This is a genomic window from Bradyrhizobium sp. USDA 4532 (assembly GCF_024171315.1).
GTDB classification, from domain to species: Bacteria; Pseudomonadota; Alphaproteobacteria; order Rhizobiales; family Xanthobacteraceae; genus Bradyrhizobium; species Bradyrhizobium australafricanum.
Genome location: NZ_JALJZN010000001.1, coordinates 8,658,005 through 8,679,776, shown reverse-complemented (window position 1 = coordinate 8,679,776; position 21,772 = coordinate 8,658,005). Strand labels below are relative to the sequence as shown.

The 21,772-nt window shown below is 63.6% G+C and carries 23 protein-coding genes; 11 read left to right on the top strand and 12 right to left on the bottom strand.

Annotation, left to right across the window (positions count from 1 at the left end; translation table 11 throughout):
- The first annotated feature begins 23 nt into the window (after nucleotides 1–23).
- Nucleotides 24–1,058 (top strand): AI-2E family transporter, encoded by a 1,035-nt coding sequence (locus J2R76_RS40085; RefSeq protein ID WP_253625940.1) that lies wholly within the window; start codon nucleotides 24–26, stop codon nucleotides 1,056–1,058.
- Here the strand turns inward: J2R76_RS40085 and J2R76_RS40080 are convergent.
- The 8 genes from J2R76_RS40080 to xoxF5 form a co-directional block, all read right to left on the bottom strand.
- Nucleotides 1,055–2,773: a metallophosphoesterase gene (locus J2R76_RS40080; protein WP_309143564.1), complete on the bottom strand. Its 1,719-nt coding sequence runs from the start codon at nucleotides 2,771–2,773 to the stop codon at nucleotides 1,055–1,057. The genes J2R76_RS40085 and J2R76_RS40080 overlap by 4 nt on opposite strands.
- A gap of 66 nt (nucleotides 2,774–2,839) precedes the next feature.
- Entirely contained in the window at nucleotides 2,840–3,979 is a 1,140-nt protein-coding gene (locus J2R76_RS40075) for an epoxide hydrolase family protein (RefSeq protein WP_253625938.1), read from the bottom strand.
- Between the two features lie 310 nt (nucleotides 3,980–4,289).
- The gene (locus J2R76_RS40070; RefSeq protein WP_253625937.1) at nucleotides 4,290–4,949 is read right to left on the bottom strand and encodes a hypothetical protein; all 660 of its coding nucleotides are present in this window, start codon (nucleotides 4,947–4,949) and stop codon (nucleotides 4,290–4,292) included.
- 89 nt (nucleotides 4,950–5,038) lie between these two features.
- A complete protein-coding gene (locus J2R76_RS40065; RefSeq protein WP_253625936.1) occupies nucleotides 5,039–5,245 on the bottom strand; it encodes a hypothetical protein in 207 nt (68 codons plus the stop codon).
- Nucleotides 5,246–5,382: 137 nt separating this feature from the next.
- On the bottom strand, nucleotides 5,383–5,946 hold the full coding sequence (gene gfa / locus J2R76_RS40060) for an S-(hydroxymethyl)glutathione synthase (RefSeq protein WP_016847312.1): 564 nt from the start codon (nucleotides 5,944–5,946) through the stop codon (nucleotides 5,383–5,385).
- A 33-nt stretch (nucleotides 5,947–5,979) separates the two neighbouring features.
- Nucleotides 5,980–7,089, bottom strand: a complete 1,110-nt coding sequence (locus J2R76_RS40055; protein ID WP_026193090.1) for an S-(hydroxymethyl)glutathione dehydrogenase/class III alcohol dehydrogenase — start codon at nucleotides 7,087–7,089, stop codon at nucleotides 5,980–5,982.
- A 50-nt stretch (nucleotides 7,090–7,139) separates the two neighbouring features.
- Nucleotides 7,140–7,622, bottom strand: coding sequence for a c-type cytochrome, methanol metabolism-related (locus J2R76_RS40050; protein ID WP_076834145.1), 483 nt, complete (start codon nucleotides 7,620–7,622; stop codon nucleotides 7,140–7,142).
- 123 nt (nucleotides 7,623–7,745) lie between these two features.
- On the bottom strand, nucleotides 7,746–9,551 hold the full coding sequence (gene xoxF5 / locus J2R76_RS40045) for a lanthanide-dependent methanol dehydrogenase XoxF5 (protein WP_076834147.1): 1,806 nt from the start codon (nucleotides 9,549–9,551) through the stop codon (nucleotides 7,746–7,748).
- A gap of 420 nt (nucleotides 9,552–9,971) precedes the next feature.
- Here xoxF5 and J2R76_RS40040 point away from each other — a divergent pair, with 420 nt between their 5' ends.
- Complete coding sequence (locus tag J2R76_RS40040; protein WP_016847804.1) at nucleotides 9,972–10,946, top strand: helix-turn-helix domain-containing protein; 975 nt, start codon at nucleotides 9,972–9,974, stop codon at nucleotides 10,944–10,946.
- 30 nt (nucleotides 10,947–10,976) lie between these two features.
- Nucleotides 10,977–11,411, top strand: a complete 435-nt coding sequence (locus J2R76_RS40035) for a YkvA family protein (protein WP_253625935.1) — start codon at nucleotides 10,977–10,979, stop codon at nucleotides 11,409–11,411.
- Here J2R76_RS40035 and J2R76_RS40030 read toward each other — a convergent pair.
- Nucleotides 11,408–12,772, bottom strand: a complete 1,365-nt coding sequence (locus J2R76_RS40030; RefSeq protein ID WP_253625934.1) for a histidine kinase — start codon at nucleotides 12,770–12,772, stop codon at nucleotides 11,408–11,410. The two genes, J2R76_RS40035 and J2R76_RS40030, sit on opposite strands and share 4 nt — an antisense overlap.
- Before the next feature lie 181 nt (nucleotides 12,773–12,953).
- Between J2R76_RS40030 and J2R76_RS40025 the strand changes: the two genes are divergently transcribed.
- Entirely contained in the window at nucleotides 12,954–13,574 is a 621-nt protein-coding gene (locus J2R76_RS40025) for a response regulator transcription factor (protein ID WP_016847801.1), read from the top strand.
- A gap of 30 nt (nucleotides 13,575–13,604) precedes the next feature.
- The gene (fghA, locus tag J2R76_RS40020) at nucleotides 13,605–14,444 is read left to right on the top strand and encodes an S-formylglutathione hydrolase (RefSeq protein ID WP_253625933.1); all 840 of its coding nucleotides are present in this window, start codon (nucleotides 13,605–13,607) and stop codon (nucleotides 14,442–14,444) included.
- Nucleotides 14,445–14,634: 190 nt separating this feature from the next.
- Here fghA and J2R76_RS40015 read toward each other — a convergent pair whose 3' ends face one another.
- A complete protein-coding gene (locus J2R76_RS40015; protein ID WP_253625932.1) occupies nucleotides 14,635–15,153 on the bottom strand; it encodes a DUF3280 domain-containing protein in 519 nt (172 codons plus the stop codon).
- Nucleotides 15,154–15,299: 146 nt separating this feature from the next.
- Here J2R76_RS40015 and J2R76_RS40010 point away from each other — a divergent pair, with 146 nt between their 5' ends.
- From J2R76_RS40010 to J2R76_RS39985, 6 genes are all read left to right on the top strand, one after another.
- Nucleotides 15,300–16,481: an ABC transporter substrate-binding protein gene (locus J2R76_RS40010; RefSeq protein ID WP_253625931.1), complete on the top strand. Its 1,182-nt coding sequence runs from the start codon at nucleotides 15,300–15,302 to the stop codon at nucleotides 16,479–16,481.
- A gap of 5 nt (nucleotides 16,482–16,486) precedes the next feature.
- Nucleotides 16,487–17,464, top strand: a complete 978-nt coding sequence (locus J2R76_RS40005; protein WP_076834157.1) for a YVTN family beta-propeller repeat protein — start codon at nucleotides 16,487–16,489, stop codon at nucleotides 17,462–17,464.
- Nucleotides 17,461–18,282 (top strand): ABC transporter ATP-binding protein, encoded by an 822-nt coding sequence (locus J2R76_RS40000; RefSeq protein ID WP_253625930.1) that lies wholly within the window; start codon nucleotides 17,461–17,463, stop codon nucleotides 18,280–18,282. Before J2R76_RS40005 ends, J2R76_RS40000 begins: the two co-directional genes overlap by 4 nt.
- Complete coding sequence (locus J2R76_RS39995; protein ID WP_028336929.1) at nucleotides 18,279–19,127, top strand: ABC transporter permease; 849 nt, start codon at nucleotides 18,279–18,281, stop codon at nucleotides 19,125–19,127. Before J2R76_RS40000 ends, J2R76_RS39995 begins: the two co-directional genes overlap by 4 nt.
- Nucleotides 19,124–19,741, top strand: a complete 618-nt coding sequence (locus J2R76_RS39990) for a hypothetical protein (RefSeq protein WP_076834158.1) — start codon at nucleotides 19,124–19,126, stop codon at nucleotides 19,739–19,741. The genes J2R76_RS39995 and J2R76_RS39990 overlap by 4 nt, the downstream gene beginning before the upstream one ends.
- A gap of 142 nt (nucleotides 19,742–19,883) precedes the next feature.
- Nucleotides 19,884–20,180, top strand: a complete 297-nt coding sequence (locus tag J2R76_RS39985) for a copper-binding protein (RefSeq protein ID WP_016847793.1) — start codon at nucleotides 19,884–19,886, stop codon at nucleotides 20,178–20,180.
- A gap of 27 nt (nucleotides 20,181–20,207) precedes the next feature.
- Here the strand turns inward: J2R76_RS39985 and J2R76_RS39980 are convergent, their stop codons facing one another.
- Together J2R76_RS39980 and J2R76_RS39975 are read right to left on the bottom strand one after the other, a co-directional pair.
- Nucleotides 20,208–20,762 carry a PQQ-dependent catabolism-associated CXXCW motif protein gene (locus J2R76_RS39980; RefSeq protein WP_253625929.1) on the bottom strand — a complete coding sequence of 185 codons (555 nt, stop codon included), beginning with the start codon at nucleotides 20,760–20,762 and terminating at the stop codon, nucleotides 20,208–20,210.
- Nucleotides 20,759–21,640: a substrate-binding domain-containing protein gene (locus J2R76_RS39975; protein WP_253625928.1), complete on the bottom strand. Its 882-nt coding sequence runs from the start codon at nucleotides 21,638–21,640 to the stop codon at nucleotides 20,759–20,761. Before J2R76_RS39975 ends, J2R76_RS39980 begins: the two co-directional genes overlap by 4 nt.
- Nucleotides 21,641–21,772 lie beyond the last annotated feature (132 nt).

Genomic DNA, 21,772 nt, shown 5'->3' with positions numbered 1-21,772 from the left:
CACGGAGATCGGGTAACCCAAGGATGGCTGGCGGGTTGAAGATCACGACCGGCATCATCGCCGCGGTGCTGGTGATTGCGGCGGTGGCTCAGGCGCGCAGCGTGCTCGCCCCGCTTGCGGCCGCCCTGTTCATCATCGCGATCGTCTGGCCCGTTCAGCAACGGCTGCAGTCGTGGCTGCCGAAACTCCTCGCGCTCGCCATTACTGTCGTTGTTACGGTTGCCACCTGCATCGCGTTTGCCTCGCTGGCAGCATGGGGGTTCGGCCGCGTCGGGCGCTCCTTGATCGCGGATGCGGCGCGGTATCAGGCCTTCTACGATGCCGCGGTGATCTGGCTCGACGGCCATGGCGTCTCGTTCGCCGGCGTCTGGGCGGAGCATTTCAATGTCGGCTGGCTGCTGCGCACCACGCAATACGTCACGGGGCGCGTCAACACCACGTTGAGTTTCTGGCTCATCGCGCTGGTCTATGTCGTGCTGGGACTTCTCGAGGTCGAAGACGCTGGTCGACGAATCCAGCGGCTGGAGAATCGCACAGCTGCGCGCGTCCTGCTCAAGGGCAGCAAAGCGACGGCCGCCAAGTTTCGCAAATATATGCTGGTGCGGACGCAGATGAGCGCGGTCACGGGTCTCTTGGTCGGCCTGTTCGCCGCCGTGACCGGGCTGCCATTCGCATTCGAATGGGGCGTGATCGCCTTTGTCCTCAACTACGTTCCCTTCGTCGGTCCTTTCATCGCGACGCTGTTCCCCACGCTGCTGGCCATGACGCAGTTCGAGAGCTGGCCCGCGGTGTTCGGCGTGTTCGCCTGCCTCAACGTCATCCAGTTCGTGGTAGGCAGCTATATCGAACCGCGGGTGGCCGGCTCGACGTTGTCGATCTCGCCGTTTCTGGTGCTGTTTGCGATCTTCTTCTGGAGCTCGCTTTGGGGCTTGTTTGGGACCTTCATCGGCGTGCCGATCACGCTCGCTATTCTGACCTTCTGTGCCGAGAGTCCGTCGGCCGCATGGATAGCCGATCTGTGTGGCGGATTGCACCATGACAAGCCGGAAGCGTCCTAGCTTGCGGCAATCTCAACCCGCTCGGGCTCGACGAGGCAGAGCTTCCGATCCGGGCCGACCATCATTTTGTGGATATAGAAATAGCTGGCTGCATCGTCGGCCCCCATCACCGGCGACGGGGCCGAGACGATCCTCGACGCACCACATGTACCGATCCAGTCGATATGCCTGTGACCGTGCATCACCACCGAGCGATCGGAAAACCTTTGTAACCTGCGTACAAACCAGCTGCCGTTGATCAAGGCTGTCCCAATGCGCTCGGCAAATGTCTTCACCGGCATGGGATATTCCATCACGTGATGATGTAGCGCGATGGTCCAGCATGCCGTCGGAAAATGACGGATCGCAGCCTCCAACCGCCGCGTTTGCGCTTCCGAAACCAAACCGAGCGCGTTGGTGAAGGAGAAGTGGGTTTCGGCGTTGGAGTTGAGAATGGCGATCCCGAGGCCGCCGTCCTGGTCCGGCGGCAGGATCATCGGGAATTGATCATCGAACAGGCCACGGAGCGCCGCTGCGCGGCGCACGCCCCCGTGCTGCGCAAATTGTGTTATCCGATCATGATAAGGGGCAAGCGCCTGGTTCAGCGTGGCCGACGGTTTGCCGGAACCGTCGATGACGCGCGCGCGATCGCCCTGGACCGCCGCGATCGCCGACAGGGTACGCATCTGCCGTAGCCGCTTGCCTGGGCTGAACGGCAGGTCGAGGCGCGCAGGATTGGCACGATCCACGACGTTAACGTCATGATTGCCCGGAAGCATGATGATGCGTGCTGCAAGCTCGGGATGACCTGCCAACGCATCGAGAAATTCCGCCCATTCGCCGGGCCGGCCGGCGTCCGTCATATCGCCGCTGATCAGCACGTGGTCGAGCGGATCAATGGTGTGAATTTCGGCAAGGCGAGCCAACACGCGATTGAAGTGCTCGTTTCCCTGCGGACCGGCGGTTCCGCTTTCGATGCGGAAGCCGTACCGCTCACCGACCACGTGAAGATCGGACAGATGCGCAACGCGCCAGCAGCGGCCTCCGGACGGCGTCGCGTCGAATCCGGCCAGGTCGGCCGGTTGTTCCATACTGGCGTCGGCCACGCTCCAGGCCAGTGATGCGACCGCAAGATAGCAGGACACCAGCACTACGGCGTTCGCGAACGTCGGCAACACCAGATGATGGATCAGAACAAGGTCATTGACGGTCGCAGTCCATTGCGAGGCAGGCCAGGCCAGGGCCGCGATCAATGACGCCCCCGCGGAGAGCAGTATGCCGGCGCCGACCGAGCAACCGCGGCGCAGCCTCGTGCGAGAAGCAGGAGTTGCGCCGGTGCGCCAAAGCAGCTCCGCCAGATGGCCCAGCGCCTCGCGCGTGAAGGCATAACTCGGTTGGACCGCGAGCGCGTTCAGCGACCAGAAGCTTGTTTCCGCGATTTGAAGCAGCGGTCGTCCGCCGAGCCATCCCAAGGCCGCGATCACAATCAGCATCAGCACGGCGCCCACTTCGGACAGGGCAAGAGCGTGTTGCGAAAGGCTCGAAATCCAGGCGGATGCGACCAGTGGCGCAAGGCCGAGCAGTACGCCCGGAAGCAGAAGCGAAACCGTCCAGGCGAACAACAGTTTCGTCGGGCTTATCTCAACCAGAAGGCTACCCAAGATCGCGAACAACGAACGCTGTTCCGGGCTGGCGGCATTGTCCTCAAAGTCGCCGAGGCGGGGATCAAGCAGCACGCCGACGTCCTCCGTTGCACGGCGCATTCTGTCACAAACCGCTTCAGACCAACATACGCGTCAGGCTTAGCGCAGCTTCCCGAAGAACTCGCGCACCTCGCCGATGAACAGCTCGGGTTGCTCGAATGCCGAGAAATGTCCCCCTTTCGGCATCTCGCTCCAGTGCCGGATGTTGGTGAAGTTTGTCTCCATCCATTTGCGGACCGGCGTGACGATCTCCTTGGGGAACACGGCAACGCCGGTCGGCACGCTCACCTTGTGCGGGGTTCGCTTGCCCGGCCCAAAACTTTCCCAATAGAGCCGCGCCGATGACGCAGCCGTCGCGGTGACCCAGTACAGCATGACATTGTCGAGCAGTTCGTCGCGGCTGAGGATGTTTTCCGGATGGCCGTCGCAATCGGTCCAGGCCCAGAATTTTTCCAGGATCCAGGCCGCCTGCCCGCAGGGCGAATCCGTCAGGCCATAGCCGAGCGTCTGCGGCCGCGTGGACTGCTGCTTGGAATAGCCGGAATCCCAGTCGGCATAATATTTGATGCCGTTGAGCGCCCTCGTCTCCTCCGGCGTCGGCTGCCCCTCGACATTGGGCCGGGTCGACATCGCAAGCGTGATGTGGATGCCGGCGCAATGTGCAGCATCCTGCCCGCCGATCGCGGTCGTGACCGCGGAGCCCCAGTCGCCGCCTTGCGCGAAATAGCTGGCGTAGCCGAGCCGCTGCATCAGGACGGCCCAGGCCGTCGCGATCCGGTCGACGCCCCAGCCCGTCGCTATAGGCTTGGCCGAGAAGCCGAAGCCCGGCAATGACGGGCACACCACGTGGAAGGCATCGGCGGCGCGGCCGCCATGCGCGGTCGGATCGGTCAGCGGCTCGATCACCTTGTGGAATTCGACCACCGATCCCGGCCAGCCATGGGTGATGATCAAGGGCCGCGCCTCCGGATGCTTCGAGCGGACATGGATGAAGTGGATGTCGAGCCCGTCGATTTCGGTGGTGAACTGGCTGAAGCGGTTGAGCCGCGCCTCGCGCTGCCGCCAGTCATAGGTCTCGGCCCAATAGTGGCAGACGTCCTTGATCCATTGCAGCGGCGCGCCCTGGCTCCAGTCGTCGACCAGTTCGGCTTCCGGCCAGCGGGTCCGGCGCAGCCGATTACGCAGATCCTCGAGGACATCGTCGCTGACGGCGATGCGGAACGGGCTAATGGCGGTCATGGCGTCTCCACGGGGATGCTGAACTTTCGGGGAAGATAGGCTGGCGCGGGTCGCCGATCAAACCCCGCGCCGCAAACCTCGCCTGCACGAACCCTGCACGACTAGCCGCGAAATCTGACGACAAGAACCATTATCGGCACCGCGATCTTGCTAAGACATCGGCCACAATAGATCGACATCACGCGCAGGCGATCGAAGCGCTGATGTCGCAGAGGACGGAGCTTGTTGTGGCAATCTATCTGATTAGCATCCATGACAGACAAGATGCCGTGCTGAAGTTGGGATTGCCGCCGGTCAATAGCTCGCCGAGCTATTTGCCGATCGCCGCCTTGAGCAGCGCCTGGGCCTGCCTGGTGGCCGCGGCGAAGGCCGGCTGTTGCGGCGCGCGCTCGGTGAAGCAGCGCTTGAACGCATCCTCGCCCTGCTGGCGCAGGTCACCGAGCTTGTCATAGGCCTGCCTGGTGATCTGCTTGCGCTCGAGCCTCTCGGCCGCCGCATCGGCCTTCTTGTTGTAGTCGGTTCGGATCGCGGTGCAGCCCGGCACTTGCACCGCCGGCTCGATCTCGCCATAGGCGACATACATCTTGCCGCCGGCGAGCGCCGCCACGAACACCTCGTCGGCCTTGTCGGGGAACGAATCCTGGGTGCGGCCGGCCAGGAAGCCGTAAGCCAGGGCGGCCGACGCCGGCTTGGCGATCGGCAACTCGTCGAAATTGACCACCGCGGCATCGGTCGAGATCGCCTGGGTGTAGAGGCCCTCGAACTTCAGGGCGGCATCGACCTGCTGCGGCACGTTCTTGCTGCCCTTGTCCCACCAGGTCTTGTGTTCGTGCAGCCAGCGCGTGAACAGAGGCTCGGTGGTGACAATGATATGGGCTTTCGGCTCGACGAAGCTGCCGTCGGCGCGTTTTTCTCCGATCTTTGCCCCATCCCTGCCGGTGTCGGCATCGAAGCGCAGGCCGTCCAGCATGCCGAACCCCATATCGCCTTTATATAGAGTGTCGAGGTTGAGCTGGGCCGAAGCAAAGCCCGGCCGGGCGGGCTGGGACAGGATGGCCGTCAGCTCTGCCCCTTCAGCTCGTCGCGCGCGGCCACCTCGGCCTTGTCGACGGCCTCATTGATCTTGTTGTCGTTCGACAGCTTGGCGAATTTGGCGATCGCGGCGTCACGCGCGGCGATATAGCGGTCTTCCGGTGACGCGGCGCGGGCCGGCGAAAGCAGCAGGATCGGCGAAAGGACGAGGGCAAAGCGGAAAATAAAATGCATGCCCCGTGGTCGTCCGCAGGGCATGCAAGGTTCAAGGTCACGGGTACTACCAGCATATCCCTCGCCGGCAGACCCTCTGCCGGCGCAGGATCTCGTCAAGGCGAGCCGGTCAGGCCGCCTTTGTCACGGTGCCGTCGTCAGGCCGCCTTGGACTTCGCCACGTGGGTGGCGATCGCATCCATCAGCGGCGGCGACAAGCAGTCATAGGGCTCGAGCCCAAGCTCCTTGAGCCGCGACCTGATCCCGGCCATATCGGCCGGCTTGACGCCGGACTCGATCACCGACGACACGAAGGCGGCAAATCCGGGCGCAGCCGAGCCGGACTCCTGGAACAGCTCGGGATGGATGAAGTCGAGGCCATAGAACGGATGGCCCTTGTTCTCGATCCGGCCGTACATGTGGGTGCCGCATCCGGTGCAGGCATGGCGCTGGATCACCGCCGCGGCATCGACGATCTTCAGCTTGTCGCCGTTCTCCAACACGGTGACGTTCTCGCGCGGCACCACCGCGACCACCGAGAAGGTGGCGCCCGAAGGCTTCCAGCACTTGGTGCAGCCGCAGGCATGGTTGTGGGCGACGTCGCCCTTGATGCCGACCTTGACCGGCTTGTCCGCGCATTTGCAGACCAGCGTGCCGCCAGCAAAACTGCCGGAGCCTTGCTTGACGCCATTGTCGACCGACGGGTGGATATGAACAGTCATTGACCTATCCTCCTAGTGCTTGGTGTTTTGATTTCAGAATACGACGACCGAACGGATCGATTTTCCCTCGTGCATCAGGTCGAAGCCCTTGTTGATCTCGTCGAGTTTCAGCACGTGGGTGATCATCGGATCGATCTGGATCTTTCCGCCCATGTACCAGTCGACGATCTTCGGCACGTCGGTGCGGCCGCGCGCGCCGCCGAAGGCCGTGCCCTTCCAGACGCGTCCGGTGACGAGCTGGAACGGCCGGGTCGCGATCTCCTTGCCGGACTCCGCGACACCGATCACCACCGAGACGCCCCAGCCGCGATGGCAGGCTTCCAGCGCCTGCCGCATCACGTTGGTGTTGCCGGTGCAGTCGAAGGTGTAGTCGGCACCGCCATCGGTCAGGCCCACCAGGTGCTGGACGATGTCGCCGGAAACCTTGGTCGGGTTGACGAAATGCGTCATGCCGAACTGCTTGCCCCAGGCCTCCTTGGAGTCATTGATGTCGACGCCGATGATCTTGTCGGCGCCGACCATCTTGGCGCCCTGGATCACGTTGAGGCCGATGCCGCCGAGGCCGAACACGACCACGTTGGAGCCCGGCGTCACCTTGGCGGTGTTGACGACCGCGCCGACACCGGTGGTGACGCCGCAGCCGATGTAGCAGCTCTTGTCGAACGGCGCGTCCTCGCGAATCTTGGCCACCGCGATCTCGGGCAGCACGGTGAAGTTCGAGAAGGTCGAGCAGCCCATATAGTGGAAGACCGTCTTGCCCTTGTAGCTGAAGCGCGAGGTGCCGTCGGGCATCACGCCCTTGCCCTGGGTGGCGCGGATCGCGGTGCAGAGATTGGTCTTCTGGCTCAGGCAGCTTTTGCACTGCCGGCATTCCGGCGTGTAGAGCGGGATCACATGATCGCCAGGCTTGACCGACGTCACGCCGGCGCCGACCTCGCGAACGATGCCTGCACCTTCGTGCCCGAGGATCGAGGGGAAGATGCCCTCGCTGTCGAAGCCGTCGAGCGTGTAGGCATCGGTGTGACAGATGCCCGTCGCCTTGATCTCGACCAGGACCTCGCCGGCCTTGGGACCCTCCAGATCGAGCTCGACGATCTCAAGCGGCTTCTTTGCTTCAAATGCGACTGCGGCGCGGGTCTTCATCTTGGTCTCCACAAAACGTCAAACAGGTTTCTCGTTCGCACCGGACGGGCTCACTTCTTGTCGTTGTGCCCCATGCAGGCGTCTTCCGCCTTTCCATAGGCTTCCGACTTGTCTTCGTGCTTGGCCGGCCGAACACGCCCAACCGCGTCATTGGCGCGGGCGCGCAGGTAGACATAGAGGTCGTCCATGTAGCAGGCAACGTTGGGGTTATCGCCGAACGCCGGCATCACGTTCTCCTGCGCCGTGGAAACGTTCTTGCGTCCGCTCGCGACCACGCCCATGAAATCCGCGTAGCTCATGGTCTTCAGCGAATTCGACAGCGCCGGCGCATAGGTCGATCCCATGCCGTCGGGGCCATGGCAGACATGGCACTCCGAATGATAGCGGCGATAGCCGGAGTAGGTGTACCAGTCCGTCGTGCCGTCGGCCGTAACCTTGAACGTCGGGTTTCCATCCTTGTCGAGATACTTGCCGTCCTCGGACTTGACGGCGGTCGGGTCGCCAGCGTCCTCGGCGGAGGCAACTCCACCCATTGCCACGACAAAGATCGCAGCACTCACAAACCAGATCTTACGCAAAAGCATATCCTCGCGTGCAGATTGAAGACGGACCGGCGCATGGAGATCGCTCCATGCGCCGGAACGAGGTCGCTCAGCTCACTGCTGCGGCAGCGAGAACACGGTGAGCGTTCCGCCAAGCGCAGTGTAGTTGCTCAGCGCGGCATAGCCGCCGACTGCACCGAGACCGGCCGTCGGATCAGTCAGACCGGCCGCGAGGCCGATGCCTGCCCAACCGCCAACCCCCGACAGAATGGCGACGTACTGCTTGCCGGCATGTTCATAGGTGGTGACGTTGCCGATGATGCCGGACGGGGTCTTGAACTTGTAGAGCTCCTTGCCCGTCTTGGCGTCGACAGCCTTCAGGTAGCCTTCCAGCGTGCCGTAGAAGACCACGCCGCCGGCGGTCGCGAGCGCACCCGACCAGACCGAGAACTGCTCCTTGTTCGACCACACGATCTTGCCGGTCTTGCCGTCCCAGGCGATGAAGTTGCCCATGTTGGTCTCACCGGGAGGCGGATACATCGACAGCGTCGCGCCGACATAGGGCTGACCTGCGGTGTAGCTCACTTTGAACGGCTCGTAGTCCATGCAGACGTGGTTGGTCGGCACGTAGAACAGCTGCGTGTCCGGCGAGTAGGCTGCCGGCTGCTCGTCCTTCGAGCCGAGCGCTGCCGGGCAGATGCCCTTGACGTTGACGTCCTCGCCGGCCTTGTCGGTCGACGCGGCATCAAGAACCTTCGGACGACCATAGGTCGGCGAGTCCTTCTTCATGTCGACGCCGGAGGTCCAGTTCACCTTCGGATCGTACTTCTCGGCGACCAGCAGTTCGCCGGTGGCGCGATCGAGCGTGTAGCCGAGGCCGTTGCGATCGAAATGCGTCAGCAGCTTGCGCGCCTTGCCGTCGATCGTCTGATCCGAGAGGATCATCTCGTTGACGCCGTCATAGTCCCATTCGTCATGGGGCGTCATCTGGTAGACCCACTTGGCGACGCCGGTATCCGGGTTGCGCGCCCAGATCGTCATCGACCACTTGTTGTCGCCGGGACGCTGCTTCGGATTCCAGGTCGAGGGATTGCCTGACCCGTAATAGACGAGGTTCAGTTCGGGATCGTAGGAGATCCAGCCCCAGGTCGCGCCGCCGCCGATCTTCCATTGATCGCCCTGCCAGGTCTTCAGGCTCGAATCCTTGCCGATCGGCTTGCCGAGCTCGGTGGTCTTGTCGTCGACCAGGAGCTGGTCATCCGGACCTTCCGAGAAGCCGCGCCAGACCTGCTTGCCGGTCTTGATGTCGTAAGCGGTCACATGAGCCTGGACGCCGAACTCGCCGCCGGAGATGCCGAGCAGCACCTTGTCCTTGACCACCAGCGGCGCGGAGGTACCGGTCGAGCCCTTGCTGGGATCGCCGTTCTTCACCGTCCACTCCACCTTGCCGGTCTTGGCATCGAGCGCCACCAGTGTGGTGTCGGCCTGGTGCAGGAAGATCTTGCCGTCGCCATAGGCAACGCCGCGGTTGACCGTGTCGCAGCACATCACCGGAATGACGTTCGGATCCTGCTTCGGTTCGTACTTCCAGACGATCTTGTTGTCCTGCGAAAGGTCAAGAGCATAGACCTTGTTCGGGAACGGGGTGTGGACGTACATGATGTTGCCGACGATCAGCGGGCCACCCTCGTGGCCGCGCAGCACGCCGGTCGAAAACGTCCAGGCGACCTGCAACTTTCCGACGTTCGAGGCGTTGATCTGATTCAGCTTGGAGTAACGCTGATTGGCGTAGTCTCCGGCCGGCATCACCCAGTCCTTCGGGTTCTGCGACATCTTGTGGAGTTCGTCATTGGCGTTGGCCGCTCCGGCGGCAAATACCGCCATTGCCCCAAGGCCGGTCGCGTAAAGCATCTTGCGCATCGTGGATTTCCTCCCAGGTTCAAGAGCTCAAGGGTTTCCGCCGAAACGGCCCCACTTCTTCCATTTTGGTGCCCCAGTCGTAGTCCTCTCGAAGCGCGCTGACTTGCCCAAAAGAGAAGAGCCGTTTGCTCAAAAGCGAAGCTTCGTCAGATTTTTGTCGCCCGGCCCTGAATTGGCTGGAAAGCTTGCTTCATGTTGCAGGGCATCAATCGCGGCCGGCGCGATCCGGATGCCAGATTGACGCGTGCTAAGGTTGCGCTTGACGCGCCCAGAACTAAGTCGGAGGATCACCCGACATTAACCGGGAAGAAATCCCGCCGCCTCCCTAAGCTATTCAGAATCAGGGAGAAGGCGCATCATTCCGGGCCAGACTTAAGCTCGGTGAGCAGTCACGTGGGGATCGAATCGGTGGCTGGAAAGATGTCCGATACAGTCCATTCTCTCAGCACGAACGGATTGACGCCCAAGCGGCAGATTCAGCGCTGGTCGGATGCGCTCACTGACCTTTGCGGCCAGTTCGACGTCGATGCGCTGGAAGGATCCTCGCTCGAAGCCCGGGTCAATTTCACGACGGTATCGCGCCTGAAGCTGTGTCAGATCGAGGCAAGCCAGCACCGGATCGCGCATACCATCTCGCGCATCAAGCTGAGCGAGCACCCCTATATCAAGATCGTGTTCCAGACCCACGGCGTCTCGCATTTCGAGCAAGACGGCCTGCACTTCGACATCATGCCGGGCGACTGCTTCGCCTACGACGTGTCGTGTCCGCACACCATCATCAGCCCGTCGCTGACGCGGCACGAGGTCGTCATCGTTCCAAAGGACCTGCTCAAGGAGCGCGGCTTCCAGCTCTCCAAGATGGCGCCGTGCAAGCTGTCGGCGCGCAACGGCACCGGCCGCATCGCCTATGATTTCGTCCATGCCGCCTTCGGCGAGGCACCGACGCTGACGCCGGTCAACGCCGTCGGCGTGGCTGATGCGCTGATCGACTTGCTGCTGTTGCCGCTGCGCGAGACCGGCGCCATGTTCGACCGCGGCAGCGCCGAGGCCACCTATGTGCGGGCCCAGGGCTTCATCCGCGAGCATCTGCGCGATCCGGATCTCTGCATCGACCGCATTTCCGCGGCGCTTGGTTGCTCGAAGCGCTATCTCCACATGCTGTTCAGCGATCGCGGCATGACGGTCAGCGACTACATCTGGAAGGCCCGGCTGCAGAACTGCCGGCAGGAACTGGAGTCCCAGAACGGCAAGACCATCACCGACGTCGCGTTCTCCTGGGGCTTCTCGAGTTCGTCGCATTTCAGCCGCGTCTTCCGGAAGTATTTCGGCATCGCGCCCTCCTCCGTCCACAAGGGCCTGCACGGCGGTATGCCGGCCGATGTGGTGCTGGAATAGCGGTTCCATCCGACGTGCAGGCGTTGCGCCATGCCGTCCGCCAACAGACTTTCCTTTATCAAGTTGTCCTCAACCAAGCTGTCCTCGATCAAGGTTTGGGCACGCAACCTCAAACGGGACAGCGTTGCGCTGTATCTCGCATCGCGTGATCCGCGCGTGCCCTGGTATGCCAAGGCCCTTGCCGTCGCCGTCGCGGCCTATGCACTGTCTCCCATCGATCTGATCCCGGATTTCATTCCGGTGATCGGCTATCTCGACGATCTGATCCTGCTGCCGCTCGGCATCTGGCTTGCGATCTCGCTCGTGCCGGACGAGGTGATGGCGGAATGCCGTGCCAAGGCCGGCGCCGTCTTGCAGCGTCCGACCAGCCGGGCGGGAATGATCGCGATCGTCGTGCTCTGGATCGCCGGCGCGGCGGCGCTGGCTTGGGCGGCTTTCAGATATTGGCGACAGCCAATCGTCTAGGACCGTGCGGCCTTTGGCACGAGCGCCTCGACCGTCACGCCATCATCGCTGGAATTGATGCTAAGCGTGCCGCCGAGCGCGAGGATTCGTTCCTGCATCCCGGTCAATCCGCGGCCAAGCCTGTGATCCCTCAGCAAGCCACGGCCATTGTCGCGAACCCGCACCAACGCGCAGTCGCGGCTGCCGCGTAGGCCGGCCTGCCGGTCCACCGGTTCGATCGTGATATCGACCGCCGTCGCGCCGGCATGGCGGAATACGTTGGTGAGCGCCTCCTGGACGATGCGATAGATCGTGAGGTCGGCCATCTCTCCGGTATCGCCGAGCGCCGGCGAGATGCGGCTCTCGATCTCCACCTCCGGATGCGTTTCGCTCCATAGCCGCACCAGCGCGCCGAGCGCTTCCGCAAGCCCGAGCTCGGCCAGGCCGACCGGCCGCAACCGCTCAAGAATCCGGCGCGTGAACTGCTGGAGCGCGTTGACCTGCTCGAGGATGGCGTTGCCGTGCTTGCGCAATGCCGCAGGGTCCGGCTTTTCGACTTCCGCCAGCCGAGTCAGCGCGCCGGCATGCGCGCGCAAGGCAAACAGATAGGGCCCGAACTCATCGTGCAATTCGCGCGCGATCTCCTTGCGCTCGGAATCCTGCAGCGAGACCGCGCGCTCGGCGAGCTGCCGCTTGCCCTCGACGGCATCGCCAAGGGTCGCCGCCAGATGGTTCAGTTTGGCACAGATGGCGGCCAATTCCGGCGATCCGCCGGGCTCGACGCGGGCATCGTAATCCCCGGCCTCGATGCCGGTCATGGCCTGCGACAGTGCCTGCAGTGGCGCCAGCGCGCGGCCGACCACCAGCATGGTGACCAGAAGCAGCGCCACTGCGATGGCGGAGCCGACCTCGATCTGGGTGACGATGCCGTCCCAGATCTCGGCGATTTCGTCGTCGGGATGCGAGGTGATGACCAGCGATTGCGGCTTGCCGTGCACCGAGATCGGCACCCGCACCGAGGTCTGCTCGGGATGAACCAGCGCGACGAACCACTGCGGCGGAGCGCGTTGATCGCCGGCGTCCTCGGGGCGATCAGGAGATTTTGCGGTCGCGCCATCCTGCCGCGTGATGCTGACGTGACGCAGCCGGCTCAGGTCCTGGACGATCTGATCGAGCCGCGCATCGGGATCCGGCGCCTCGTCGAGACCGGCCACGATCGTCGCAACGAATTCACGCGCCAGGCGGATCACGCTCTGGTCCTCGGCCTGGACACGCGGCCCCGCTTCCAGCACGAGCCGCGCAATATTGATGCCGAGGCCAAGCGCCAGGATCAGCGCCAGCAGCAGGTTGATCCGCGCGCGCAAGGATAGCTTTTGCCACATGACGTTGCCCCCGACCGCGATCCCTCCTCCGAGAGGATCGTTGACAGCCAAATTTGCCCGGCTATCTAATCGCACCCTATCGCAATCCCGCACGAGGTGCACAACCGGTCGGAACCGACCTGTCCTTCGCGCAAACCGACGTGATGATGAGTGAATCGAAGCAGGTCGCCGGAACAACGCCATGCGCATTCTGATCGTTGATGATCATCCCATCGTTGCCTCCGGTTGCCGCACCGTGTTCGCCGACGATCCCGAGATCACGCTGCTGGAAGCGGCGGATGCCGAAAGCGGCGAACGGGCGTTCGTCGCGGAGAAGCCCGATCTCTGCGTGATCGACATCAACCTGCCGACGGTCTCCGGCTTCGAGCTGGCGCGCCGCATCCTGACGCATGATGCGTCTGCGCGCCTCATCATGTTCAGCATGAACGATGACCCGGTGTTCGCCGCCCGCGCCATCGACATCGGCGCCAAGGGTTACGTTTCGAAGACCGGCGATCCCAACGATCTGGTCGAAGCAGTGCGCGAGGTCGGCAATGGCGGCGTCTATCTGCCGCCAGCGATCGCGCGCAACGTGGCGTTTGCGCGGCCCGGCTTTGCGCAAAATCCGCTCTCCAAGCTCACTTCACGCGAGATGGAGATCCTGCGCCTGCTCAGCTCCGGCAAGAGCCTGTCGGAGATCGCCTGGCTGGTGCATTCATCATACAAGACGGTCGCAAACACGTCATCGATCATGCGCCAGAAGCTTGGCGTGCGCACTTCGGCAGAGCTGGTGCGGCTGGCGATCGAGAGCGGCGTCGCCTGACGCAGCGCTCCAACCAAGAGGAATACGACAATGCAGACGGTTTCCCAGAACAAGTCGCATGGCGGCACGCAAGGCGTCTATCGGCATCCAAGCCGCGAGACCAAGACCGACATGACCTTTTCGGTGTTCGTCCCTGAGCATGCTGCTGGCACAAAACTGCCCGTCGTCACCTATCTGTCGGGCCTGACCTGCACCCACGCCAACGTCACCGAGAAGGGCGAATTCCGCCAGGCATGCGCCGAGCTCGGCCTGATCTTCGTCGCGCCCGACACCAGCCCGCGCGGCGAAGGCGTCCCCGGCGATCCCGCCAACTCATACGATTTCGGGCTCGGCGCCGGCTTCTATGTCGATGCGACGGAGCAGCCGTTCGCGACCAATTACCGAATGTGGAGCTACATCACCGAGGAATTGCCCAAGCTGATCGCCGAGCAATTCCCGGTCGACACGACGCGGCAGTCGATCCTCGGTCATTCCATGGGCGGCCATGGCGCGCTGACGGTCGCGCTGCGCCATCCCGATCGTTATCGGGCGGCGAGCGCGTTCGCGCCGATCGTGGCGCCGTCGCAGGTGCCATGGGGCAACAAGGCGCTCGGCGGCTATCTCGGCAGCAACAAGCAAGCGTGGCGCAGGCACGACGCCGTCGCCCTGATCGAGGACGGTGCCCGCTTCTCCGATCTGCTGGTCGACTACGGCGATGCCGACGGCTTTCTCACCGAGCAGCTGCGGCCCGAACTCCTGAAGGCGGCATGCGAGAAGGCCAACATCCCCCTCACCCTGCGGCGTCAGCCGGGCTATGACCACAGTTACTATTTCATCTCGACCTTCATGGCCGATCATCTGCGCTGGCACGCCGCGCGGTTGAAGGCGTGAGCGTCACGCAGTCCGTTCATCCCATCATCCTGAGAAGGCCGCGAAGCGGCCAGTCTCGAAGGATTCACGGCCCGAATTTGCTACGTGTGGCTGTAACCGGGCCGATTCATGCTTCGAGGCTCGCTCAGCGGCGCAATTGCGCCGCAAGGCTCGCACCTCAGGATAACGGAGGTCCATTCGTGAGCGCAGGCTACTGCGCCTTCGGCACGCCGTAGTTCGGCGCGAGCAGGCGGTTGCGCACGAGGTAGTCGGTGGCGCGCGACCAGGATTCGTCGGTGTTGCCGCGCATGTCGGCGCTCGCCGCCGCCAGCAATTGCCCGCTGTGCACGTCGCGCAAATAGAGATTGATGTTGAGGATGAGGTTGGACACCTTCTGCACCACGCCCGTCATCACGAGATCAGCGCCCAACTCGCCGGCCAGCTTCACATCGCAGCCACCGCAGGCCTGAAGATTGCTGCCATGCGCCGCAGCATTGACCGGCGCGATGTCGAGCACGCGGAACTTGCCGGAGTCCGCGAGCTCCTTGCGCACCTGATCGCCGGCCCGGAGCAGCCGCGCCTGCTCATCACTGCGTGGCCCGCTCACTTCCCCCTGCAGGCTGGTGTCGATCATCTCGAGGTCGAACACCGCGAGCCTGGGCGGCTCGGCGCGCGCTGCCGCCGCAGACACCACCAGCAAAGAAACGGCGAAGGCAAACGCTGATCTCATGATTGTGAACCAATCGTAATTTGTAACGTCGCAACGACAAAAAGCGGGGTTGCAAGCTAGGCCAATTCCGGCATCTTGCAAGTCAACAGCATGGAGGCCGGATTTCCGAACGCCATGCCGAGTGAAAAAAGACTGCGGGAGGAGTTATGTTGCGATGGCTGATCGGCACGATCGCGCTCAGCATGGTGGCGACCGGCGCGCTGGCGGCTGATCCCGTCGAGGTTCATATCGGCTATCTCGGTCATGCCGGCGTCAAATCGACGCTCTCGCTGGTCGAGCAACCCGCCGACAATGACGGCATCGCCGGCGCGCGCCTTGCGATCGAGGACAACAACACGACCGGCAAATTCCTCAACCAGCGCTTCGTGCTCGACGAGGTCAAGGTCAAGGACAGCGACGATGTCGCCAAGGTCGCGACCGACCTCGCCGGACGCAACGACTATATCATCACCGACCTGCCGGCCGATGCCCTGCTCAAGGTCGCCGACGCGCTGCGCGACCGCGGCACCGTGCTGCTCAATGCCGGCGCGATCGACGATCGGCTGCGCGAGCAGGACTGCCGCGCCAACGTCATCCACATCGCACCCACCCGCTCGATGCTGGCGGACGCGCTTGGCCAATATCTGGTGTGGAAGCAGTGGAAACGCTGGCTGCTGGTGGTCGGCTCGCATGATCAGGACAAGCTTTACGCCGACGCGCTGCGCCGCGCCGCGACCCGCTTCGGCGCCAAGATCGTCCAGGAACGGACTTTCGAGGACACCGGCGGCGCGCGCCGCACCGACAGCGGCGTGACCTTGATCCAGCGCCAGATGCCGGTGTTCACGCAGCAGGCGCCGGCTTACGACGTGCTGGTCGCCGCCGACGAGAGCGAGGTGTTCGCGAACTATCTGCCGTACCGTACCTGGGACCCGCGGCCGGTGGCGGGCTCGGCGGGCCTCGTGCCGACCAGCTGGGACGCGGCGCATGACCAGTGGGGCGCGGTCCAGATCCAGAACCGCTTCGTCAAGCTGAACATGCGCCGCATGACCGCACTCGACATGCAGGCCTGGACCGCCGCGCGCATGATCGGGGAAGCCACATCGCGCACCAATTCGGGGGACCTCAAGAAGGTCATCGCCTTCCTCAAGGGCAAGGATTTCTCGATTGCCGCCTTCAAGGGTACGCGCTTGACCCTGCGAGACTGGAATCTGCAGCTTCGCCAGCCGATCCTGCTGGCCGATGGTCGTATGGTCGTTTCGGTCTCGCCGCAGGAAGGTTTCCTGCATCAGGTCTCCGAACTCGACACGCTCGGAGTTGACCGGCCTGAAACGAAGTGCAAGCTGCAGTGAGGGAGATGAAACGCATGTGGCGCCGCTGTCTGTTGACCGGGATGCTCGTTTGGCTTGCCGCGACACCGGCGTCCGCCTTCGTTGCCTACGTCTCCAACGAGAAAGGCAACACCGTCACGGTGATCGACACCAGCAGCTGGACGGTGACCAAAACCATCAAGGTCGGCCAGCGGCCGCGCGGCATCGAGTTCTCGCGCGACGGCAAGTTCGTGATGGTTGCGGTTGGCGACGACGACACGATCCAGGTGATCGATACCAAGACCCAGGAGATCGTCGACACCCTGCCCTCCGGTCCCGACCCTGAATTGTTCACCCAGGATGCCGCCGGCAAGACCATGTATGTCGCCAACGAGAACGACAACACGGTCACCGTGATCGACCTCGAAAAGCGCGCCCGGATTGGCGACATCCAGGTCGGCGTCGAGCCTGAGGGCATGACGATCAGCCCGGACGGCAAGATCCTGATCAACACCTCCGAGACCACCAACATGGCGCATTTCATCGATACGTCGACGCGCCAGATCGTCGCCAATGTGCTGGTCGATTCGCGGCCGCGTTTCGCCCAGTTCAAGCGCGACGGCTCCGAATTGTGGGTCTCCTCCGAGATCGGCGGCACCGTGTCGATCATCGATCCGGTCAAGCGCGAGGTGACCGGCAAGATCACCTTCGAAATTCCGGGCCTGCGCAACGAGGCGATCCAGCCCGTCGGCATCGGCATGACTAAGGACGGCAAGACCGCATTCATTGCGCTCGGCCCCGCCAACCGCGTCGCCGTCGTCGACGGTGTGACCCACAAGGTCCTCAAATATCTGCTGGTCGGCCAGCGGGTCTGGCACATGGATTTCACCCCGGACGAAAAATATTTGCTGGTCACCAACGGCGTCTCCAACGACGTCTCGGTCATCGACGTCTCGGCCCAGAAGGTGATCAAGACCATTCAGGTCGGCGAACTGCCCTGGGGGATCACGATCGCGCAGCCATGACCGCAAGCGACGCCCATATCGCGAACCAGCTCTCGCCGGATGCAGGCCCTGGAACAGCCGCGGCCGTGCAGCCGGCCCTGTCGATCGGCAATGTCAGCCACAGCTACGGTCCGCGCCGCGCTTTGATCGATGTCAGTTTCACGGTCCAGCCTGCGAGCTTCACCGCGCTGCTGGGTCTCAATGGCGCCGGCAAGAGCACGCTGTTCTCGCTGGTGACGCGGCTGTTCGGCATCCAGAACGGCCAGATCAAGATATTCGGCCACGACATCAGCCGGACGCCGGGTGAAGCGCTGCGGCTGATGGGCGTGGTGTTCCAGCCGCGCACGCTCGATCTCGACCTCTCGCTGACGCAGAACCTGCTGTATCACGCCGCGCTGCACGGCATCTCGCGGCGCGAGGCGCGGCTGCGCAGCGCCGAGGTGCTCGGCCGCATCGGGCTTGCCGACCGCGCCGCCAGCAAGGTGCGCGATCTCTCGGGCGGCCAGATGCGAAGGCTTGAGATCGCCCGCGCGCTGCTGCACCGGCCCCGGCTGCTGCTGCTCGACGAGGCCACGGTCGGGCTCGACGTCAAGGCGCGCGCCGACATTCTCGACCATGTCCGGCAGCTCGTCGCCGAGCAGGGCATCGGCGTGCTCTGGGCGACGCATCTGTTCGACGAGATCATGCCAAACGACGACCTCGTCGTGCTGCATCAGGGCCGAATGCTGGCGCACGGCCCGATGTCACGGGTGATCGCGGACGCAGGCGCCCAGGACGTCAACACCGCGTTCATGCGCCTGACCGGAACGGCAACACTCGCGGGGAGACCGCCGTCATGACCAGCACGACGGTTACGCCTGAGCGAAGCGGCTTCTCGCTGTCGGAATACATCGTCTGCCTGAACGGCATCGTGTGGCGCGAGGCGCTGCGCTTCCTGCATCAGCGCGAGCGCTTCGTGTCGGCGCTGGTCAGGCCGCTGGTCTGGCTGTTCATCTTCGCGGCCGGCTTCCGGCAGGTGCTCGGCATCTCGATCATCCCGCCCTACGAGACTTACATCCTCTACGAGGTCTATATCGCGCCCGGCCTGATGGCGATGATCCAGCTGTTCAACGGCATGCAGTCCTCGCTGTCGATGGTCTACGACCGCGAGATGGGCAATATGCGCACGCTGCTGGTCAGCCCGCTGCCGCGCGGCTATCTGTTGTTCTGCAAGCTGCTCGCCGGCACGGCGGTGTCGCTGCTCCAGGTCTATGCCTTCCTCGTCATCGCGTGGTTCTGGGACATCGCGCCGCCGACCATCGGCTACCTCACCGTACTTCCGGCGCTGGTGCTGTCGGGCCTGATGCTCGGCGCGCTGGGCATGCTGATCTCGGCCAGCATCAAGCAGCTGGAAAATTTCGCCGGCGTGATGAACTTTGTGATCTTCCCGATGTTCTTCGCATCGTCGGCCCTCTACCCGCTGTGGCGCGTGCAGGAAGGCAGCCCGATGCTGTATTATATCTGCCAGTGCAATCCGTTCACGCATGCGGTGGAGCTGATCCGGTTTGCACTGTACGGCAAGATGAACTGGGTTTCGCTCGCGGTGGTCGGCGGCTGCACCGTCGTCTTCATGATCGGCGCGATCCTGGCTTACGATCCATCGCGCGGCCTGGTGCGCCGCGGACCCGGCGGAGGCGAGGCATGACAGGCTGGCGAACAGGACTGGGCGCGCTGCTCGCGATGGTTCTGTCGAACCAGGCCGCATCGGCTGCCGACCCGCGCTATCCGGACTGGCCCTGCCAACAGGCCAAGGTGCCCGAGATCTCGCTCGCCGCAGTCTGGGCCGGGCCGCCGCTCGGCGATGCCGAGACCAAGTGGAAGGACGACCCGAAAGTCAGCGCGCTCGCAATCAAGCTCGCGGCGCGCCGCGTTCCGCTCGAAGAGGCGCAGAAGGAAATCACCGAATTCCTGTCAGCGGCCGCGGCCGACAAGGCGAATGCGGGAAAACTGCTGTTTGCCGGTCTGTTCGATACGCTGAACGGACAGCGCGCCTCGGTCATGAACGGGCTCGAGCGCGTGATGCGCAAGCAGCGCGAAGCCGCGGAGAAGATCCGCGACGACACGCTCAAGCTGCAGGCGCTGCAGGACGCGACACCGCCGGACCAGGCCAAGGTCGACGAGCTCGGCAATCAGCTGGTCTGGGAGACCCGCATCTTCGAGGACCGCGGGCGCGTGGTGAAATTCGTCTGCGAGGTGCCGACCGCCATCGATCAGCGCCTGTTCGCGCTCGGCCGCACCATCCAGCAGGAGCTCGATTGACGCCTGCAACCGAACGCCCCGGGATCGTCAACGCGCCGTTTTGACGGTCTTTTGGGTAACAGTCTGTTGGGCCACGCCGATCCGGAACAAACTGCACTGCCCGCTCGTTGTCTCCAACTATATCTGAACTTGGGAGACCTCCATGAAAGCAGCCAAGATCGTCATGACCAGCCTTGCCGCCGCGAGCCTGGTCACCACAGCGGCTTTGGCCCAGCAATCCATGTCGGGAATGGTCACCAAGATTGACCGACTGAGTGGAACCATCTCAATCCAGCAAACGCAAGGCGGCACGGTGGGCGCGTCCGGGGGCGCGATCCAGGAATACAAGGTGCCGAAGGGACAATCGCTGGAGGCCTTCCACGCCGGTGACAAGGTCTCGTTCACCACAACGGACAGCGACGGCGGCAAGACCATCAACAAGCTCGACAAGCAGAAGTAACGGCCCGCGTGGCGCGCGAGGCCGGGCTTACTGCTCTCCCTCGCGCGGCTCGGGCTCGGCATCCGCCAGCGGCAATTTGGCACGCTCCCATCCGTCAGTTCCCTCCGGATACCACGCCACGTTGCGGTAGCCGTGGGACAGCACGCGCTTGGCCGCGTTCCACGACATCCAGCAATTCTCCTGGCAGTAGATCACGAGCAATCTGGTCGCGTCACCGCCTGAGGCGCGGACCAGCCCGCGGCGCAGGTAGTCCTCCGTGGGCGCGGCGAGCTTGCCGTAGCCGGTGTCAGGCAGCCAGATGCTGCCGGGAATGTTGAGGTGCGGCCGTTCGCGCCACACCGTGCCGGCGGGCAGATTTGGCTTCGGCGCACGCGGCAGCACGTCGACGAAGGCGGCGGACTTGTCGCGCCAGATCGCTTCCGCTTCCGCGGTGGTGAGCACCCGTGCGCCGGCAAGCGTCACCGGCACCGGAGCGCGGTAGTCCTCGGTGCGATAGCCCTCCGGCTCTGCGGGTGGGTCTTGCGCGCGGACAGGCGAAGCGGCGACGAACATCACCGCAAGCGTGGCCGCGAGCCTGATCATGGTGATTTGGTCGCGGTCTCCGGCCCGATTGGACGGTCGTTCTCGTCGAGCAGCGGGACGCCGTAGTCGAGCAGGATCTTGTTGATCTCGGGCTGGTTCTCCTGGATCAGGCGATTGAGCTGGCGCTTCCAGTTCTGGTCGGACGCCCGCACGCCCATGCCGATGCGATAGATCAGCTTCGGTCCCGTGGTCTCCTTGACCAGCGGCGTGATCCGCAGCGGCGGGTTGGCCTTCTTGGCGTAAAAGCCCGCCATCGGTCCCCACAGGATGCCGGCGTCGATCTCACCCTTGGCGAGATCGTTCATCATCGCCTCGGCCGACGAATCGTAGCGCGTATCGATCATCAGCGGATAAGGCTTCGCATTGGTCATCAGGCCGTTGATGGCCATGTTGGTCGCGGGCGGCGTTCCCGCCACGATGCCAATATGCTTGCCTTTCAGCCGCTGGTCCTCGAGCGTCGTGACCTCATCGAGCCCGCTGCCCGGCTTGGCGACGATCGCATAGGCTGTGCGGTAATAGGGATTGGTGCCCTGCGCGAGGTCATCGCCCTGCGGAAAGCCCATGATCACGTCGCAGCGATGCGCGCCGAGCGTCATCCGCACGAAGCCGGTCGCCTGCGGAAAGAACATGTAGTCGAGCTTCTTTTGCAGCTTTCCGGCCAGCAGTTCGCCGATCTTGTTCTCAAACCCCTCGCCCTTGTCGTTAGAGAACGGCAGGTTGCGGGGATCGGCACAGATGCGCAGCACGCGGGCATCGATGAGCTCGATGGACAGTTCGCCCTGATCGTTGACCTGCGCGCGCGCGGTGTCGCGGCCGGCCAGACAGGCGATGAAGCCGACAAGCGCGAGCAGAACAGGACGGCATCCAACAATTCTCATTACGCGGTCTCCTCTTGATCGGATCGATCGCCGCCATCCAGCAATTGCCCGGCGTACCATGACGTGCAACAGGAATAATGATCGCGACCACGCCGCGTTGCTTGCTGCAGCGCAAACTGGAACGCGACGACA

Excerpts from the sequence above, each read along its gene's own strand:
- J2R76_RS40035 (WP_253625935.1), top strand. The coding sequence starts at position 10,977 with ATGCCGTCCGCCAACAGACTTTCCTTTATCAAGTTGTCCTCAACCAAG.
- J2R76_RS40050 (WP_076834145.1), bottom strand. The coding sequence starts at position 7,622 with ATGGGTGGAGTTGCCTCCGCCGAGGACGCTGGCGACCCGACCGCCGTC.
- J2R76_RS40075 (WP_253625938.1), bottom strand. The coding sequence starts at position 3,979 with ATGACCGCCATTAGCCCGTTCCGCATCGCCGTCAGCGACGATGTCCTC.
- J2R76_RS40005 (WP_076834157.1), top strand. The coding sequence starts at position 16,487 with ATGAAACGCATGTGGCGCCGCTGTCTGTTGACCGGGATGCTCGTTTGG.
- J2R76_RS40015 (WP_253625932.1), bottom strand. The coding sequence starts at position 15,153 with ATGAGATCAGCGTTTGCCTTCGCCGTTTCTTTGCTGGTGGTGTCTGCG.
- J2R76_RS39990 (WP_076834158.1), top strand. The coding sequence starts at position 19,124 with ATGACAGGCTGGCGAACAGGACTGGGCGCGCTGCTCGCGATGGTTCTG.
- J2R76_RS40070 (WP_253625937.1), bottom strand. The coding sequence starts at position 4,949 with ATGCTGGACGGCCTGCGCTTCGATGCCGACACCGGCAGGGATGGGGCA.
- J2R76_RS40055 (WP_026193090.1), bottom strand. The coding sequence starts at position 7,089 with ATGAAGACCCGCGCCGCAGTCGCATTTGAAGCAAAGAAGCCGCTTGAG.
- xoxF5 (WP_076834147.1), bottom strand. The coding sequence starts at position 9,551 with ATGCGCAAGATGCTTTACGCGACCGGCCTTGGGGCAATGGCGGTATTT.
- fghA (WP_253625933.1), top strand. The coding sequence starts at position 13,605 with ATGCAGACGGTTTCCCAGAACAAGTCGCATGGCGGCACGCAAGGCGTC.
- J2R76_RS40010 (WP_253625931.1), top strand. The coding sequence starts at position 15,300 with ATGTTGCGATGGCTGATCGGCACGATCGCGCTCAGCATGGTGGCGACC.
- J2R76_RS40040 (WP_016847804.1), top strand. The coding sequence starts at position 9,972 with ATGTCCGATACAGTCCATTCTCTCAGCACGAACGGATTGACGCCCAAG.
- J2R76_RS40025 (WP_016847801.1), top strand. The coding sequence starts at position 12,954 with ATGCGCATTCTGATCGTTGATGATCATCCCATCGTTGCCTCCGGTTGC.
- J2R76_RS40085 (WP_253625940.1), top strand. The coding sequence starts at position 24 with ATGGCTGGCGGGTTGAAGATCACGACCGGCATCATCGCCGCGGTGCTG.
- J2R76_RS40030 (WP_253625934.1), bottom strand. The coding sequence starts at position 12,772 with ATGTGGCAAAAGCTATCCTTGCGCGCGCGGATCAACCTGCTGCTGGCG.
- J2R76_RS40000 (WP_253625930.1), top strand. The coding sequence starts at position 17,461 with ATGACCGCAAGCGACGCCCATATCGCGAACCAGCTCTCGCCGGATGCA.
- gfa (WP_016847312.1), bottom strand. The coding sequence starts at position 5,946 with ATGACTGTTCATATCCACCCGTCGGTCGACAATGGCGTCAAGCAAGGC.
- J2R76_RS39985 (WP_016847793.1), top strand. The coding sequence starts at position 19,884 with ATGAAAGCAGCCAAGATCGTCATGACCAGCCTTGCCGCCGCGAGCCTG.
- J2R76_RS39980 (WP_253625929.1), bottom strand. The coding sequence starts at position 20,762 with ATGATCAGGCTCGCGGCCACGCTTGCGGTGATGTTCGTCGCCGCTTCG.
- J2R76_RS39975 (WP_253625928.1), bottom strand. The coding sequence starts at position 21,640 with ATGAGAATTGTTGGATGCCGTCCTGTTCTGCTCGCGCTTGTCGGCTTC.
- J2R76_RS39995 (WP_028336929.1), top strand. The coding sequence starts at position 18,279 with ATGACCAGCACGACGGTTACGCCTGAGCGAAGCGGCTTCTCGCTGTCG.
- J2R76_RS40065 (WP_253625936.1), bottom strand. The coding sequence starts at position 5,245 with ATGCATTTTATTTTCCGCTTTGCCCTCGTCCTTTCGCCGATCCTGCTG.